This is a genomic window from Flavobacterium rhamnosiphilum, assembly GCF_004349195.1.
GTDB lineage: Bacteria > Bacteroidota > Bacteroidia > Flavobacteriales > Flavobacteriaceae > Flavobacterium > Flavobacterium rhamnosiphilum.
Genome location: NZ_SMLG01000004.1, coordinates 236,810 through 253,489 on the forward strand (window position 1 = coordinate 236,810; position 16,680 = coordinate 253,489).

15 protein-coding genes and 1 pseudogene are annotated in these 16,680 nt (G+C 33.3%); 15 read left to right on the forward strand and 1 reads right to left on the reverse strand.

What is annotated here, in order from left to right:
* Nucleotides 1-151 precede the first annotated feature (151 nt).
* From E0I26_RS07550 to E0I26_RS07555, 3 genes and pseudogenes are all read left to right on the forward strand, one after another.
* Complete coding sequence (locus E0I26_RS07550; RefSeq protein ID WP_131915876.1) at nucleotides 152-562, forward strand: hypothetical protein; 411 nt, start codon at nucleotides 152-154, stop codon at nucleotides 560-562.
* A 38-nt stretch (nucleotides 563-600) separates the two neighbouring features.
* Nucleotides 601-696, forward strand: a pseudogene (locus E0I26_RS16630) (heavy metal-binding domain-containing protein); the annotation flags it as partial.
* Between the two features lie 2 nt (nucleotides 697-698).
* Nucleotides 699-1,142, forward strand: coding sequence for a universal stress protein (locus E0I26_RS07555; RefSeq protein ID WP_165929420.1), 444 nt, complete (start codon nucleotides 699-701; stop codon nucleotides 1,140-1,142).
* 228 nt (nucleotides 1,143-1,370) lie between these two features.
* Here the strand turns inward: E0I26_RS07555 and E0I26_RS07560 are convergent, their stop codons facing one another.
* Entirely contained in the window at nucleotides 1,371-1,976 is a 606-nt protein-coding gene (locus tag E0I26_RS07560) for a c-type cytochrome (RefSeq protein WP_131915878.1), read from the reverse strand.
* Nucleotides 1,977-2,546: 570 nt separating this feature from the next.
* Here E0I26_RS07560 and E0I26_RS07565 point away from each other — a divergent pair.
* The 12 genes from E0I26_RS07565 to E0I26_RS07620 all read left to right on the forward strand — a co-directional run bounded on the left by E0I26_RS07565 (nucleotide 2,547) and on the right by E0I26_RS07620 (nucleotide 16,405).
* On the forward strand, nucleotides 2,547-2,939 hold the full coding sequence (locus E0I26_RS07565) for a hypothetical protein (RefSeq protein ID WP_131915879.1): 393 nt from the start codon (nucleotides 2,547-2,549) through the stop codon (nucleotides 2,937-2,939).
* Between the two features lie 252 nt (nucleotides 2,940-3,191).
* Complete coding sequence (locus E0I26_RS07570; RefSeq protein WP_131915880.1) at nucleotides 3,192-3,620, forward strand: hypothetical protein; 429 nt, start codon at nucleotides 3,192-3,194, stop codon at nucleotides 3,618-3,620.
* A 43-nt stretch (nucleotides 3,621-3,663) separates the two neighbouring features.
* Nucleotides 3,664-3,879, forward strand: coding sequence for a hypothetical protein (locus tag E0I26_RS07575; RefSeq protein ID WP_131915881.1), 216 nt, complete (start codon nucleotides 3,664-3,666; stop codon nucleotides 3,877-3,879).
* Nucleotides 3,880-3,948: 69 nt separating this feature from the next.
* The gene (locus E0I26_RS07580; RefSeq protein ID WP_131915882.1) at nucleotides 3,949-4,632 is read left to right on the forward strand and encodes a HupE/UreJ family protein; all 684 of its coding nucleotides are present in this window, start codon (nucleotides 3,949-3,951) and stop codon (nucleotides 4,630-4,632) included.
* 13 nt (nucleotides 4,633-4,645) lie between these two features.
* A complete protein-coding gene (locus tag E0I26_RS07585; protein WP_131915883.1) occupies nucleotides 4,646-5,260 on the forward strand; it encodes a hypothetical protein in 615 nt (204 codons plus the stop codon).
* Nucleotides 5,261-5,289: 29 nt separating this feature from the next.
* The gene (locus E0I26_RS07590; RefSeq protein WP_131915884.1) at nucleotides 5,290-9,630 is read left to right on the forward strand and encodes a CusA/CzcA family heavy metal efflux RND transporter; all 4,341 of its coding nucleotides are present in this window, start codon (nucleotides 5,290-5,292) and stop codon (nucleotides 9,628-9,630) included.
* 12 nt (nucleotides 9,631-9,642) lie between these two features.
* On the forward strand, nucleotides 9,643-11,487 hold the full coding sequence (locus E0I26_RS07595; protein ID WP_131915885.1) for a heavy metal translocating P-type ATPase: 1,845 nt from the start codon (nucleotides 9,643-9,645) through the stop codon (nucleotides 11,485-11,487).
* Nucleotides 11,488-11,551: 64 nt separating this feature from the next.
* Complete coding sequence (locus tag E0I26_RS07600) at nucleotides 11,552-12,721, forward strand: efflux RND transporter periplasmic adaptor subunit (RefSeq protein WP_235831738.1); 1,170 nt, start codon at nucleotides 11,552-11,554, stop codon at nucleotides 12,719-12,721.
* 353 nt (nucleotides 12,722-13,074) lie between these two features.
* Entirely contained in the window at nucleotides 13,075-13,944 is an 870-nt protein-coding gene (locus E0I26_RS07605) for a chromate resistance protein ChrB domain-containing protein (RefSeq protein ID WP_131915886.1), read from the forward strand.
* A gap of 55 nt (nucleotides 13,945-13,999) precedes the next feature.
* Nucleotides 14,000-14,500: a hypothetical protein gene (locus E0I26_RS07610; protein WP_131915887.1), complete on the forward strand. Its 501-nt coding sequence runs from the start codon at nucleotides 14,000-14,002 to the stop codon at nucleotides 14,498-14,500.
* Between the two features lie 13 nt (nucleotides 14,501-14,513).
* On the forward strand, nucleotides 14,514-15,680 hold the full coding sequence (locus E0I26_RS07615; RefSeq protein WP_131915888.1) for a chromate transporter: 1,167 nt from the start codon (nucleotides 14,514-14,516) through the stop codon (nucleotides 15,678-15,680).
* Nucleotides 15,677-16,405: a superoxide dismutase gene (locus tag E0I26_RS07620; protein ID WP_131915889.1), complete on the forward strand. Its 729-nt coding sequence runs from the start codon at nucleotides 15,677-15,679 to the stop codon at nucleotides 16,403-16,405. The genes E0I26_RS07615 and E0I26_RS07620 overlap by 4 nt, the downstream gene beginning before the upstream one ends.
* Nucleotides 16,406-16,680: the final 275 nt, after the last annotated feature.

Below are 16,680 nucleotides of genomic sequence, written 5' to 3' on the forward strand. Positions count from 1 at the left end.
CTTGTTGTAAAAACAAGCATCTTTTTTTTTACTCAAACACTTGAAAATATGTTAATTATACAACTATTATTTAGAATAACTTAACATTTTAATGAATTAGTTGTATTATCTTTATATCGTAAAAATTACTTCATAGCTAAATATTAAATAAATGAAAACCATTCAAAAAATTATTTTAAGTATTGTTTTTGTAACAATATTTACTTCTTGCCAATCCAAAACTGACGTAAATCAAATTCTTTCAAATTCAGATACAAAAAAGGCAATTATGGATACTATTGCTAACAATAGTGATATGTCAAAAGATATGATGCAAGCGATGATGAACAGTAGTAAAGGAAAAATGATGATGACAAATCACGAAAACATGATGAAAATGATGAAAGACAATCCAGATATGATGAAAGGAATGATGAAAGCATCTAAAACAGATACTACGATGATGTCTGAAATGTGTAAATCGATGATGGATAATCCTAAAATGATGGATATGATGAAAGATAAAAAAATGCAATCACACAAAATGACTGGAATGGATAAAAATATGGATATGTCCAAATAAGACAAGTACAAACTACATTAAAATATAAAAAAATGGAAACTCAAAAAACTTTCACCTGCCCAATGCACCCAGAAGTTACTTCGGATAAACCCGGAAAATGTCCCAAATGCGGAATGAATTTAGTGGAAAAAAAAGGATGAAAATTCTACTAGCAACCGATGGTTCAAAATATAGTAAAACAGCAATTAATGAAATTGCCAACAGACCATTTCCGCCCAAAACCGAAGTGTGTATTGTTTCTGTTTATGAAAGAATGTCGCTAATAAATTCTCTTGAGCCAATGGGAGTTTCACATGAATATTATGCTAAAGTTGATCACAACGCTTTTAAAGGCGCAGAGAAAATTACGGAAAATGCAGCGAAAATTTTGCGGGATAAAAATCCGGCTTTAATTGTAACTACAATGGTTATTGGTGGTTCTCCAAAAAGTGCAATACTCAAAGAAGCTGAAACATTTGGTGCTGATTTGATTATCGTTGGTTCTCATGGTCATGGGGTTATAGAAGGCTTTTTGCTTGGCTCGGTTTCGCAAGCGGTGGCATTACATGCAAAATGTTCTGTAGAAATTGTTCGTAAATAAAAAACTTAACAATACTTCCTTTCCTTGTTTGGTATCTTTGTTGGGTCTTAGCTGAAAAGCTCCATAGTAATAATGCCATAGTGCATATTCATACTGTTTTAAGAATTTTTACCATTACTTTTTGCTTAATTGAGACATATTAGTTCGTAATTGCTTTTCAGTATTTGGAATATACTCCATTCCTTTTAAAAGCACTTCGGTTATTATCATTTGAATTATTTATGTTTTTTAATGATTCTGCTCGTGGTGTTCCATCATTTCGCCTGAATTTTTCAGAGAATTTACATATGCATAAACTGAAAGGATTTCTTCTTCGCTCAAAATGTTTTCCCATGCTGCCATTGCAGTTCCCTTCATTCCTTTTTTTATGAGGTATATTCGTCCTTGATTTGAATAAAATGACGAATGCTCAGGGTCAGTAAAATCGGCTGGCTTTGGTTGTAATGTTGTTGCTCCTGGACCATCACCTTTACCACTACTACCATGACAAGTAATACAATATTTTGTGAATATGTTTTTACCTTGTACAAGTTGTTCCTCAGTACTGGGAGATACGGGCTGATTGTATTTTTCGCCCAATTCCTGCTTTAACCAATCACGAGTTTCATTCATTTGTTGTGAATGCCCACTATGTTCATGGTTGTGATTTTCTTCTTCTTGTTGAGGGTGGTTCTGTTCAACTTGTTTTTGGTTTTTTTCTGAATTCCTGCAAGAAGTAAGTATCAGCAGTGCATACATTAATGCGGTAATGATTACTAATTCGATTTTGATAGTTCGGAAGAGTTTACGCAGACTGTGACTGAAGAACTCACGATATTGTTTTGATTTTTTCATAGTTTTCGTTTTTAAATTAAACCATAAACAAATACTCAATATTTTTGATCACTAAAAAATACTTAAATAAGTCTCAAAGTTCTGTATTTTAAATATTTAAACTATTTTGTATTAGTATAAATTTACGGTTTATTTAAGTATGTAACTAGGAGTTTTTTAAATTTTTATTTCCATAAATAATATACATCATGCTGAAGGAATGATTAACTTCATAAAACCATTTCAGTTTTATCAAATTTTCATTGTGCCCATATCTCCATCGCCATGCCTACTATTTATTTCACCAATATTTGAAAAAGTAGAAGCCAAATTATTTAGTGATGATAACTTCAGATTACAATTCGAAAGAAAAGATATTCTTATTTATAAACGATTGAAAATAAGTTTAATGTGAAATAACTAAATAAAATATATCTGTTCATTCTTTGATAGAATACATCACAATCTAAAAGTCAGCAAAATTGATACGCCATCATCAAAATCCTCTTAAAAGTTTTGGTAAATTAAGTCTCACCTAATATTTAGTTTTCAAATTATTGGTAATCAATAAAATTTACTATTTTTACAATCGTGAAAAAAACAATTGCCATATTATTCCTTTCCATATTTTTGTGTGCCAACACAGAAGTAGGGCAATTATTGAAACTACCTAACTTAGCAGAACACTTTACAGAACATCACGATCAAGATGAGGATAAGCACGGGATTTCTTTTTTAGATTTTATAGCTATTCATTATAATGATAGTCAACATCATTCTAATCAGGAAAAAGACAATCATCAAAGTTTACCTTTTAAGACTATTAACCAATCTGTTAATACAGTCCTTGCTTTTGAAAACATAACCGAGTTTTCATTTCGCAAACCAAATACTATTTCTGTAAATAGTACTGTTCCGTTTCCTCCAGAATTTTACAATTCCGATGTTTTTGCATGCATCTGGCTTCCACCCAAATTGAGTTAAATTAATTTTTCAATCTTAATTAATGATATTCTGAATATTTCTAATTAAGTATTAAAAAGCACTTTGCTATATAGTTATAGCGAATGTTTCTTTGCATCAATTTCACTAATATTCAGTATTAAAAAACAAGTTTTTTTAGTGAGTTAATGCATCTAAATAACTAGAATCATTTTTTAGAAGCATACGCTATGAATTGACTTTTTAGTAATGTCGAAGACATACTCAATTACTTTTAACACTTCAACATCAAAAATGAAAACAATTAAATCCATTGCAGTTGCGATACTGCTAACCATAGCAGGCACAACAATTTCTAATGCACAAGTAAGTACTAATACTGTAAAAACGCCACACGGTGGAATAATACAAAATTCAGGCGACTACAAAATAGAAATGGTCGAAAGAGAAAACAATATTAGTTTTTACGTACTGGATGCGAAAGGAAAAACGGTTTCAAATAAAAAAATTACTGGATCGGCTGTTTTTGAATTTTTCAATAAAACAAAAGCAACGAATCCTGTTTCTTTGGACACCAACAATGCTTTATTTGTACAAGTTCCTAAAGCAAGCATATATGCTTATTGTACCATCACATTAGTTGTCAATGGAAAAACAATCTCTTCTAAATTTAGAAACAGCCAAGTTTCTGAACAAGATATTAATCACGGACACCAACATTAATTCAATTTTATTATTCTTTATAAACCCAATTTAAATTACAATTATGAAAAATTTTTTAATCGTAGCTGCTATCGCAATCGGAATGTTAGCTTCTTGCAACAAAAAAGCAAACAACGAAACTGAAAACACTGAAGTTCAACCTGCTGAAACAACAGAACAAGTTCAGGTGATCACAGATACTACTAATCAAGTAAGTACGGATAGTATTAATCAAGTGGAGCAAGACAAAGTTGATGCGGCTCATGGACACACGCATTAATATAATTTAACAGGCTGCTTCTCTTCCGGAAATTTCAGGAGAGAAGTAGTTTTTAAAAGAAAAATAAAAATGAATTCAAAAAAAATAATATTTCTTGTTTTACTTTTTTTTGTCGGCATCACAGGTATTTTTGCTCATGGTGTAGATGAAAATACGCAAACTTTTTTGTCAGGAAATGATGGCGTTGCTTTTGGCCCATTTCTCTATATTGGTGCAAAACACATGCTTACGGGTTACGATCATTTGCTTTTTTTAGTTGGTGTTATCTTTTTCCTTTATCGCCCGAAAGAAGTGTTACTTTATGTGAGTTTCTTCACGATTGGTCATAGTGCAACATTATTGTTTGGCGTTATGAGTAATATATCTATTAATTCGTATTTAATTGATGCGATCATTGCACTGTCAATAGTATATAAAGGTTTTGATAATTTAGGTGGTTTCAAGAGATTTTTCGGAACGCAACCCAATACAAAAGCTGCTGTTTTGATTTTCGGATTATTTCACGGATTCGGGCTTGCCAGCAAATTGCAAGATTTCAAATTTGAAAAAGAAGGATTGTTTACCAATCTACTTGGGTTCAATATTGGTGTCGAAATTGGTCAGTTCATAGCATTAACTTTTGTGCTAATTCTGATTACTTTATGGCGCAGACATTCAAGCTTCATGAAATTTTCAACAATAACAAATACGCTGCTTATGGCTGCTGGATTTGTATTAATAGGGTATCAATTAACAGGTTATTTTACTTCTTAAAAAAAAATAAAAAATGTCAGAAATAAATCATCAAATAGTAAATAAAAAACAAATTATCAAAGCAGTTATCTTCGCTTTACTTCTTTCTGTAATAATTTTAGTAAGCGCAGTTTTACCAGCAGAATATGGAATTGATCCAATAGGAACTGGCAAATTGTTCGGGTTCAGCAAACTTCATATACCAGAAAATCAACAGGAAACAACATCACAAAAAACATTTCCATTAATTAAAATGGAAAAAGCAGGTTCTGGACCTGAAGTGAAAAGACCAGTCGAGGCAGATAATCCTGCACCAGAAAAGCAATATGTAGAAAGAGAAGATACTGTTGAAGTAATCGTTCCGGCAGGAAAAGGCATTGAATATAAAATTTATATGCTGAAATATGGTAAAATGAAATACGAATGGAAAACTAATGATGGAACCGTTTATTTTGATTTTCACGGCGAAGTGAAACAAGCAAAAGAAGTTAATGATGTTTATTTTGAAAGTTACACCATGGCTTATTCCAATAATATGGTTGGCACTTTTTATGCTCCGTATGAAGGGAAACACGGTTGGTTTTTCAGAAATAATGAAAATAAGGATATTACAGTTACTATAAAATTAAAAGGTCAGTATTCAATATAAGTATTGAATATTCATTAATCCTAAAAATTATGCTGAATAAAATCATAGAATTTTCAATCAAAAATAAACTTATCGTTGGTCTTTTCATTGTTGCTCTTATTGGATATGGGAGTTATCAATTTACCAAATTACCAATTGATGCCGTTCCTGATATTACAGATAATCAAGTTCAGGTAATCACTTCAGCACCATCATTGGGTGCAACCGATATTGAAAGACTAATTACCTTTCCAATAGAACAAGCCAATAGTAATATTCCGGGACTAAAAGAAATTCGAAGTTTTTCTCGTTTCGGTTTATCAGTTGTAACCATTGTTTTTGATGATGCAACTGATGTGTACTGGGCTAGACAGCAAGTTACTGAACGATTAAGTGCTGTAAAAGACCAAATTCCAAAAGGGATTGGCGATCCATTTCTGGCACCAGTGACAACAGGACTGGGCGAGATTTACCAATATGCCGTCCGAACAAAACCCGGTTACGAAAAAAAATATGATGTAACCGAGTTGAGAACCATTCAGGATTGGATTGTTCGCCGTCAATTATTAAGCGTGGAAGGTGTTGCAGAAGTAAGTAGTTTCGGTGGAAAATTGAAACAATTTGAAATTGCCATAGACCCCAATAAATTGCAATCCTATAATATTACAATTACCGATGTTTTTACTGCATTAGAAAAAAACAATCAAAATACGGGTGGTGCTTATATCGAAAAAGGCCCTAAAGTTTTATACATCCGAAGTGAAGGATTAATTAGTACTATCGAAAATATAAAAGACATTTCTATTAAAAACACGAATAGCGGAAGTCCTTTATTTATTCGTGATGTAGCTGATGTTCGTATTGGTAGTGCTATTCGATATGGTGCAATGACTTTTAATAAAAAAGGAGTGCAATCAGGCAAAGTTTCGGGTGCTGTAGTGATGATGTTAAAAGGTGCCAACAGCAATGTGGTTATTAAAAAAATCAAAGAGCGTATTGAGCAAATCCAAAAAACCTTACCTGAAGGCGTTATAGTAGAACCATTTTTAGACCGAACAAAAATGGTGAATAATTCCATTTCAACGGTAGAAAAAAACTTATTAGAAGGAGCGTTAATTGTACTTTTTGTTCTTATTTTCTTTTTAGGAAATATAAGAGCTGGATTAATTGTAGCATCGGTTATTCCAATGGCAATGTTAATTGCAGTCATACTGATGAATTTATTTGGTGTCAGCGGAAATTTAATGAGTTTAGGTGCATTAGATTTTGGATTGATTGTGGATGGGGCAGTTATTATTGTTGAAGCGTGTTTGTTTAGTTTACACAGCAGGAAAACGTCCAAAATATCACAGCAAGATATGGACAACACAGTATTAAATACGTCAATAAAAATGCGTAATGTATCCGTATTTGGAGAGTTGATTATATTGATAGTGTACATTCCCATTTTTACTTTGCGCGGTATTGAAGGGAAAATGTTTTTACCAATGGCACAAACAATTGCATTTGCTCTGTTTGGTGCTTTTATATTGTCGCTGACTTATGTTCCGATGATGACCGCTTTATTTTTAAATAAAAATATATCCCACAAAAAAACTTTTTCAGATAGAATGATGGAGAAACTAGAAAATTTCTATCAACCACTTTTAAATAAAGCATTGGGAATTCCAAGAACAATTATCGGTGCAACTTTGGGTTTATTTGTTTTAGCCTTGATTACACTTTCGTTTATGGGTGGCGAATTTATGCCCTCATTGGAAGAAGGAGATTTTGCAGTAGAAACAAGGGTTTTGCCGGGAAGTAATTTACAAACATCAATGACTGCCATTTCACAGGGTGCAAAAATATTAATAGAAAAATTTCCCGAAGTGGAGAAAATTGTAGGTAAAACAGGAAGTAGCGAAGTGCCAACTGATCCAATGCCCATTGATGCCAGCGATATGATGATCATTTTAAAGGACAAAAGCGAATGGACTTCTGCCAAAACTTTTGATGAATTATCAGAAAAAATGGCAAAAGAATTGGAAGCCGTTCCAGGGGTTTCCTATGGTTTTCAATATCCGGTACAAATGCGTTTTAATGAATTGATGACAGGTGCAAGGCAAGATGTAGTCTGTAAAATATTTGGAGAAAATTTAGACACATTGGCTTTGTATGCCAATAAATTAGGTAAAATTGTAAATACCGTAGAAGGAACTTCCGACCTTTATGTAGAAACCGTTACTGGAATGCCTCAAGTAGTAATTGACTACAATAGAGCTTCCATTGCACAATACGGATTGAACATTCAGGATATCAATCGAATAGTAAACACCGCATTTGCAGGACAAAGTACTGGGGTTGTTTACGAAGGTGAAAAACGATTTGATTTAGTCGTTCGTTTAACAGGGGAAAAACGCCAGGATTTGGCAGATGTTCAAAATTTACTAATACCAACGTCCACTGGTTCGCAAATTCCTTTATCTCAATTGGCTAAAGTTGAAATTATCGAAGGCCCGAATCAAATACAAAGAGAAGATGCCAAACGTAGAATTGTAGTTGGTTTTAATATACGAGGACGTGATGTGCAAAGTATTGTAAAAGAATTGCAAGGTAAAGTCGAAGCTCAAATAAAATTTCCTGCAGGTTACTATCCAACGTATGGCGGTGCTTTTGAAAACTTAAACGAAGCCAAAAATCGTTTGATGATTGCTGTTCCAGTTTCATTACTATTAATCTTTATTTTGCTCTATTTTGCATTCAATTCCGTAAAACAAGGGCTATTGATTTATTCTGCTATTCCACTTTCGGCAATTGGAGGTATTTTCTTTTTAGCGTTGCGGGGAATGCCGTTTAGCATTAGTGCCGGAGTTGGTTTTATTGCTTTATTTGGTGTAGCGGTTCTGAATGGCTTGGTATTGATTGCGGAATTCAATAGCATACGAAAATCTGGTGAAACCGATTTAAAAGCGATTGTTTTACAAGGTACCAAAGTACGTTTACGTCCTGTTTTAATGACTGCATTTGTAGCATCATTAGGTTTTTTACCCATGGCATTAAGCAATGGTTCTGGTGCAGAAGTACAAAAACCTTTGGCAACTGTGGTAATTGGCGGTCTACTGATTGCAACGTTCTTAACTTTATTTGTTCTACCAATTTTATATATCATGTTTGAAAAAGGAATTAAATTAAAACCAAAAAAGATAAAATCAATTACAACAATCATGGTATTGGGACTATTTTTTTCTTTTCAAAATGCAAATGCTCAAGAAAAAATTTCAATTGATAAAGCCATTGAAACGGCTCTTTCAAACAATATAAAAATTAAAAACGAAAAACTAAATTCGGAGTACTTGCAAAAAATGACCAAAACAGGCTATGATATTTCCAACACGGGAATTATTGGTGAATACGGTCAGTTTAACAGCAATGCAAATGATGTAAAAATTGGTATTTCGCAAAGCATAAAATTCCCAACCGTTTACAAAAGGCAGAAACAACTTTTAATAGAAGAAGCCAAAAAAGGGCAATGGAACGAAGCTTTGCAAAGAAAGGAATTGACCAGACAGGTAACAATCGTGTTTTACGAAATGATGTATCTAAAAGAAAAGGAAAAGTTGTTGCTAAAAAGCGATAGTATTTATTCCGAATTTTTAAGGAAAACAGCGCTCCGTTTTGACAAAGGCGAAAGTAATATATTGGAAAAAGCAACAGCTGAAAACCAATCTGGACAAATAAAAATTCAACTTCTGGAATTACAAAATGATTATAAAATAATACAATCGCAATTCAAGTATTTACTTAATACTGACAAAGACTTTATCCCAGTTTCAGATAAATTCAAAATGGATTTTATCGAAAATTCAGATAAAAGTGCTATTGGAAATCAACCCAGTATAAAATTATTTGAGCAAGAAGTAAATAGCAGCAAAGCGGAAATTTCACTTGAAAAATCTAAAAAATTACCGGAATTAATAGGTGGTGTTTATTACCAGACTTTCAAAACAAGCACTGCATTTCAAAACAGTTATAATGGTGTTTACGGACAATTTGGAGTGGCAATTCCGTTATTCAATGCGGCAATAAATAATAAGAAAAAAGCATTAGAGATAAACACCCAAATTGCCGAAAATAATTTAAATAATGAAAAACTAAAACTGGAAATCAAGAATCAGGAATTAGTCCAAGAATATAAAAAACACAAAGAAACTATCGCCTATTACGAAAGTCAAGCGTTGAAAAATGTTGATTTGGTAACCAAAGCTGCTAATGATAAATTTATCAATGGTGACATTAATTATCTGGAATGGGTGATGCTTATTAATCAAAGCACAGAAATTCAAAGAGATTATATTGAGGCCGTTAGAAAGTTGAATATAAGTGTGATTGAAATCAATGCATTAACTAATTAAAATAGTTTAATTATGAATTATACGCAAACCTTTTTTTCGCGACAGTTCCTGTGGGAAATTGTACGGATCATAACAGTGGGAATAGCCTGTTTATTATTTTATTTTGAAATTATTCCATTACCCGTTTTGATAGTCGCAATGGCTTTCGGTCTTTATTCATTAGTAAAAACTGCGGTACTGGATATCATAAAAGAAAGAAAAATAGGTACCGAATTGTTTATAACCATAGCGGTAATAATTTCAGTTCTTGGTAAGGAATATTTGGCTGGTGCTGTCGTACTTATGATCATCCTTATTGCAGAATATATCGCAAGTGCAAGTACCGAAAAAGCAAGAGCATCCATAAAAGAGTTGATTGGTTCTGTTCCAAAGACTGCGATAGTAAAAAAGAACAGCTCTGAAGTAATAGTGCAAATAAGCGATTTAAAAATCGGTGATATTGTTCTGGTAAAAGCCGGAGAAAAAATCCCTGTTGATGGTAAAGTGATTGGCGGATCAGGTTCTGTGAACCAAGCTCCGATAACCGGCGAAAGCGTACCTCAGGAAAAAACAGCGGGAAGTGAAGCATTTGCCGGAACCATCCTGGAATTAGGTGCGCTCGATATAGAAATGACAAAAGCAGGATTAGACACCGTTTTTTCGCGTATTATAGCCTTGGTGGAAGAGGCAGAAAGCCAGCAAGCTCCTATTGAAAAATTCACGGACAAAGTGGCTTCATGGCTTATTCCGGTGGTATTTATTTTTGTTGGTACTGTTTACTTTTTTACCCGAGATGTCAAACTGGTGATTGCATTGCTGATTTTTACTTCCCCTGCCGAATTAGGTTTGGCAACACCGCTTGTGACCATTGCAGCAATTGCACGCGCTGCGAGAGAAGGTATTTTGATAAAAGGAGGTTTGTTTTTAGAAGAGCTTGCTAAAGTAACTACCATAGTTTTTGATAAAACAGGCACATTAACAGTTGGAAGTCCTATTGTGAATAGCGTTGAAATATTAGATCCTGTTTATAATGAAAACCAATTGGTTCAATTTGCTGCATCCGTTGATCGTCGTTCCAGCCATCCATTAGCAAAAGCAATCTTAAGCTATGCCGATAAATTAAAACTTATCTATGGCGAGCCTGAAAATTTCGAGGTAGTAAAAGGACGGGGGGGGTCCGCAAAAATAGATGGCAAATCGGTTTTATTAGGGAACAAGCTCTTTATGGAAGAAAGCAAAGTGCCGGTGTCGAAATCCTCAGAAAATAGTACCGATACTGCTATTTATCTTTCAGTTAATAATAAACTGGCGGGTATCTTTTATATATCCGATGCGATACGTGAGGGTGCAAAAGAAATGATTGAAGGTTTAAGAAAAAGTGGAATTCAAAATATAATTATGCTTACCGGTGATAATCCTGAAACTGCCAAACATGTTGCCAATCAGATAGGAATTACCGATTACAGAGCCAATTTATTGCCAGAAGATAAAATCAATATCATAAAAGAATTGCAAAAGGACGGTTCTAAGATTGTAATGGTTGGCGACGGCATTAATGATGCGCCTGCTTTAGTCCAGGCAAATATAGGTATAGCAATGGGTGCTATGGGAACCGAAACAGCAATGGAAGCAGCTGATATCGTTCTGATGCAGGATAAGTTGGAAAAAATCGCCAAAGCTCGTGCTATTAGTAAAAGAGCCTATCGAACCATTCGTGAAAATATTTTTGTAGGGGTTGGTGTCGTTCATGTGATTGGAATTACCCTTGTATTGCTTAAAATAATTGGACCGATTGAAGCAGCAGCTATTCATTTGCTTCCTGACACTTTAGTCTTTATTAATTCCATAAAACTCCTTCGCGTTAAGATTGATGCCTAACCGATTAGCAATGGCAATGAAATTTTAAATAACAAACACTATCTTAATATTCAAAATAAATAAAATGAAATCGCAGATTCACGAACACCAAAATAAAAATACAATCATGAATAAAAACACAATCATTACAATACTGGCAATAGTATTCCTTTCTTCATGTGGAGATAAGAAAACAGAAAGCGAAACAGAAGCTACTCCAACTATCGAAAACACGACAACACTTACTGATGCACAAATAAAAAATGCAGGTATTGAAACTGGGAAAATCGAGCAAAAAGAAATTTCATCTACCTTAAAATTAAATGGTAAAATAGATGTACCGCCTCAAAACTTAGTATCCATAAGTGTGCCCATGGGTGGTTATTTAAAATATACCAAACTTTTAGAGGGAATGTATGTAACCAAAGGGCAGGTTTTGTGTGTTGTAGAAGACCAACAATACATTCAATTGCAGGAAGATTATCTTTTGGCAAAAGCAAAAATAGGGTACGCAAAAGCCGAATTCGAAAGACAAAGAGAACTCAACCGAAGCAAAGCTAGCAGCGATAAAGTGTATCAACAAGCACAATCAGAATACAACTCACTATCGGTAATGGTGCAATCGTATGGAGAGAAATTAAAATTCGCAGGGATAAATCCAAGCAATGTTTCTACAAAGAACATTTCAAAAAGCATCAATATATACTCGCCAATAAGCGGTTATGTTTCCAAAGTAAACGTAAATATTGGCAAGTATGTAAACCCAAGTGATATCTTATTTGAGATTGTTAATCCTTCGGATATTCATTTGGCATTGACTGTTTTTGAAAAAGACATCAATAAATTAGCAATTGGTCAATCTCTTTTAGCGTATACCAACACCAATCCGGAGAAAAAATATCCTTGCAAAATTATTCTAATAGGTAAAGATTTTTCAGAAAACAGAAGCACAGAAATACATTGCCATTTTACAAACTTCGACAAAGCACTCTTACCGGGAATGTATATGAATGCCGAAATAGAATTAAACAGTCAGCAATCAAATGTATTGCCATCTGATGCTATTGTGAATTATGAAAACAAGAATTATATTTTTGTTGCCAAACAAAACAAACAATTTGAAATGAAGGAAGTTACAACAGGAAATACCGAAAATGAATTTACTGAAATTATTTCAGAAGATTTGAATGAGGCTACTATTGTGATAAAAGGGGCTTATTCACTTTTAATGAAAATGAAGAATGTGGAAGAATAAAAACGTAAATTTACAATCTAGACAGAAAATGATTTTTAAAATCAAGTAGTATTATTTACGTTTTCTAAAATATTGAGGAACATAAAATAATAAAAATATAACTAGAATTATGAATACGATTTCCATTGTAGATTTTTTGTTTGACAAATGTAAAACTATAAATTATTAATTCCGTTAAAACACCCCTTATTTCTAATGGATTTAAAGGGTGTTTTTTTTACTAAACATTTGAAAAAACACAAACAAGTAGCATACCCTTTTGGCAATTTTTCTTTAGCTAACTGGAGTTTTTTCCTCCGCCCGCTGTAAAACAAAAGGTGTATTATATAAAAAACCTTGTAAAACAATTATAGATGAAATGGATAACCAGAGAGCGTCCTAAAATTGATAGAATAGCCAGTCCTTGGTTGATTAAAAAATTTGTAGACAAAGCGGCTGAATTTATTTATGTTCCATTCAGCCAAGTTTTGGATAAAGCAAAAGAACTAGATGCCGTTCCATTTGACATTCCTAATGTAGAATTTACACATTACAAAGAGCAAAGTACCTTTGACTACATCGTAAAAAAATATGAAATTAAAGATCCTGCTATTTTAATTATAGCTGATATTGTTCGTGGTGCAGACACAGACAGGCATGATATCGCAAAAGAATCAGCAGGACTTTGGGCGATTTCAGCAGGACTTTCCTATAACATTACGGATGATTATCAGTTATTAGAAAGTGGAATGGTTATTTATGATGCGCTATACAGTTGGGCAACACATTTATACAAACAAAATCATTTACAGAATAGCCCTTTTGAAAATATGTTGCATGAAGTTTATCATAAATTTTTAAAAGAGAAGAAAACAAGTAATAAGAAAACGCCTGCTTGGGTTAAAGATTTAAAAGCAATTATTCAGGATCAAATAGACACCCAATTTACTTTTGACTTGAAAAAAATATCTAATGATTTAGAACTTAACCCCTCCTATTTATCAAGAGAGTTTTCGAAGTATTTTGATGACCTTAATTTTGGAGATTATGTTAGAAAATTACGAATTGAAAAAGCAATAACTCTGATTCAGGATTCAACTTACACACTTACTGAAATAGCTTATATGACTGGATTTTCAGACCAAAGTCATTTTACGAGAATATTCAAACAGAGTACAGGGAAAAATCCATCTTCCTATCGAAAAAAAACATTAAAAAGTAATTCAGATACAAAAGGTAAATAGCATACTATTTATACCGCTTTAGCATCATTAGTTTTGGTTTATAAATTAAAACAATATGATACAAGTTAGATTTGCAATTCTATTTGCTTTGTTGGCATTCAATACTTCCATTTTTTCTCAGACGACTTATCCAAAAATAACGGGTTATTTTGGTGTAGTCCATCCTATAGCAACTTTCAGTGAAAATGAAACTACTTTAAACTTTAGAGATTATTATACTGTTGGTTTTCCAACAGGAATCAATATTTGGAAAAGCTCTAAAATTGGATTCTCTTTTGAAGTAGTCCCTACTATAAAAGCAGAAGACGGAACTAGTAAAATGAATAATCTGTTATTCCATCCCGGCATATTAGTGGCATTAGGAAATGGGTACACATTTGCAGGAAGAGCCGCATTTGAAACTAATGGCAGATACGGAGTAACTCCAGTATTCAACAAAACTGTAATAAAAAATGCCAACAGTAGCTATTATATAGCTATTCCATTACCACTGCGATTTGGCAATGAACATCCAGCAACATTTACTGTAGGTTTACAATTTGGTATCGCCTTTTAAAACATATCTTAATATGAATGAAAACCCAACTTATACTTTAAAAGAATTGCTCCTTTATTTCTTAAAATTAGGAACAATTGGTTTTGGTGGTCCAGTAGCATTGGTTGGCTATATGCACAGGGATTTAGTCGAAGACAGAAAATGGATTTCAGAAGATGAATATAAAGAAGGCTTGGCTTTGGCTCAATTGGCTCCCAGTCCATTAGCTGCCCAATTGGCAATTTACCTTGGGTTTGTACATTATCGCATTTTTGGAGCTACATTGATAGGATTTGCTTTTATTTTACCTTCTTTTATAATGGTAGTGCTATTAGGATTAGTATATCAGCTATACGGAGGTCTGTCTTGGATTCAAGCCGTATTTTATGGTGTGGGCGCAGCGGTTATAGGTATTATCGCAATGAGTTCTTATAAACTAACGCTAAAATCCATTGGTAAATTCAATCTAGAATCCTTTAAAACGAATTGGTTGTTGTGGCTATTTTTCATTGTTGCGGCAATCATAACTTTTGTCACACAGCAGGAACATGTTTTATTATTTGTGGCAGCAGGGCTTTTATATATGATTGTCAAAGCTCCACCAAAATGGTTTAATAATAAAACTGTCAATTCTATTGTTCTATTACAAGTAGGTTTTTGGAATTATGAAAATACAACTCTTATGAAAATCGCCATCTTTTTTACAGAAGCTGGAGCATTTGTATTTGGTAGCGGATTGGCGATTGTTCCTTTTTTGCATGCAGGCGTTGTTATCGAAAACCATTGGTTGACGGAACAACAATTTGTAGATGCAGTGGCAGTGGCAATGATTACTCCGGGACCAGTTGTTATAACAGTTGGTTTTATCGGTTATTTAATTGCTGGTTTTCCAGGGGCAGTGGTAGCTGCTTTAGCCACATTTTTACCGTGTTATTTATTTACAATTGCTTTGGCTCCATCCTTTAAGAAAATTGCACAAAATAAATCAATCAAAGCTTTTGTAGATGGCATTACTGCGGCTGTTGTTGGTGCATTGGTTGGTGCAGTTGGTGTTATTGCTTCTAGAAGTATTTTGGATATTCCAACAACCCTAATAGCTATTGCAACAATTTTTGCTTTACTTTATATCAATAAAATTCAGAAACCATCCATTATTGCTGTTGCAGCAGTCTTAGGTATCATTATAAAATTAATAGTATGAACAGAAAAGATTTTTTAAAATCAAGTACTCTATTTGGCGCGGCCGCATTAGTACTTCCTACTACCAATGCTTTTGCTGAAAATTTAGCCGACAATTCAATTGATAGGTTGGTAGACGCAAATGGCAATTATATTCAGCAAACATTACCGTATAACGAAAGTTTTTTAGAACCCTATATGGATGCGGAAACTTTGCACCTGCATTATACTTTCCATCATGGAGGTGCGGTAAAAGGGGCCAACAAAGATTTGCAAATGATAAAAAAAGCATTGGACGATAATAATTTGGAAACTGTAGATTTCTGGACAAAAAAGTTATCCTATCATTTTTCATCACATATCTTACATTCCATTTTTTGGACAAATCTTACTAATAAAAGCACCTTACCACAAGGTGATTTGTTGAAGCGAATAGAGAAAAGTTTTGGCAGTTTTGACAAACTTAAAATCCTAATTGCAGCTACTTCAAAAAAGGTAGATGGTAATGGTTGGGGAATTTTGGCGTATCAGCCTTACAGCGATAGTTTAGTAATTTTGCAATGCGAAAACCACGAAAAATTGACGCAATGGGGAGCCATTCCGTTATTGGTCATTGATGTTTGGGAACATGCCTATTATTTAAAATACAAAAACAAACGAACCGATTTTGTGGATGCATTATTTAATATCATCAATTGGGATAATGTGGCGATGCGATTGAATGATGCGTTAAAATTGACGCAATAAAATGATAGTAAACATATCAAAAAAAACAGTAAATACTAATTTTGTAATTCAAATTAAATAAACTAATTGAACAGAATAAAGAGATTAAATTCCCTAAAACTCTCAACACTGTCAAGAGAAGTCAGTAGAATAAACATTCTTGCTATTTTATTAAATTATGTTTTTTTCGAAAAAGCTGTACGTTCTATATGTCACTCAAAAGCTTTAAATCTTCTAATAAAAGGTTCGAATTTTGTCCTGCAAGGTTCACTTAAAACGATACTAGAAATAGTATC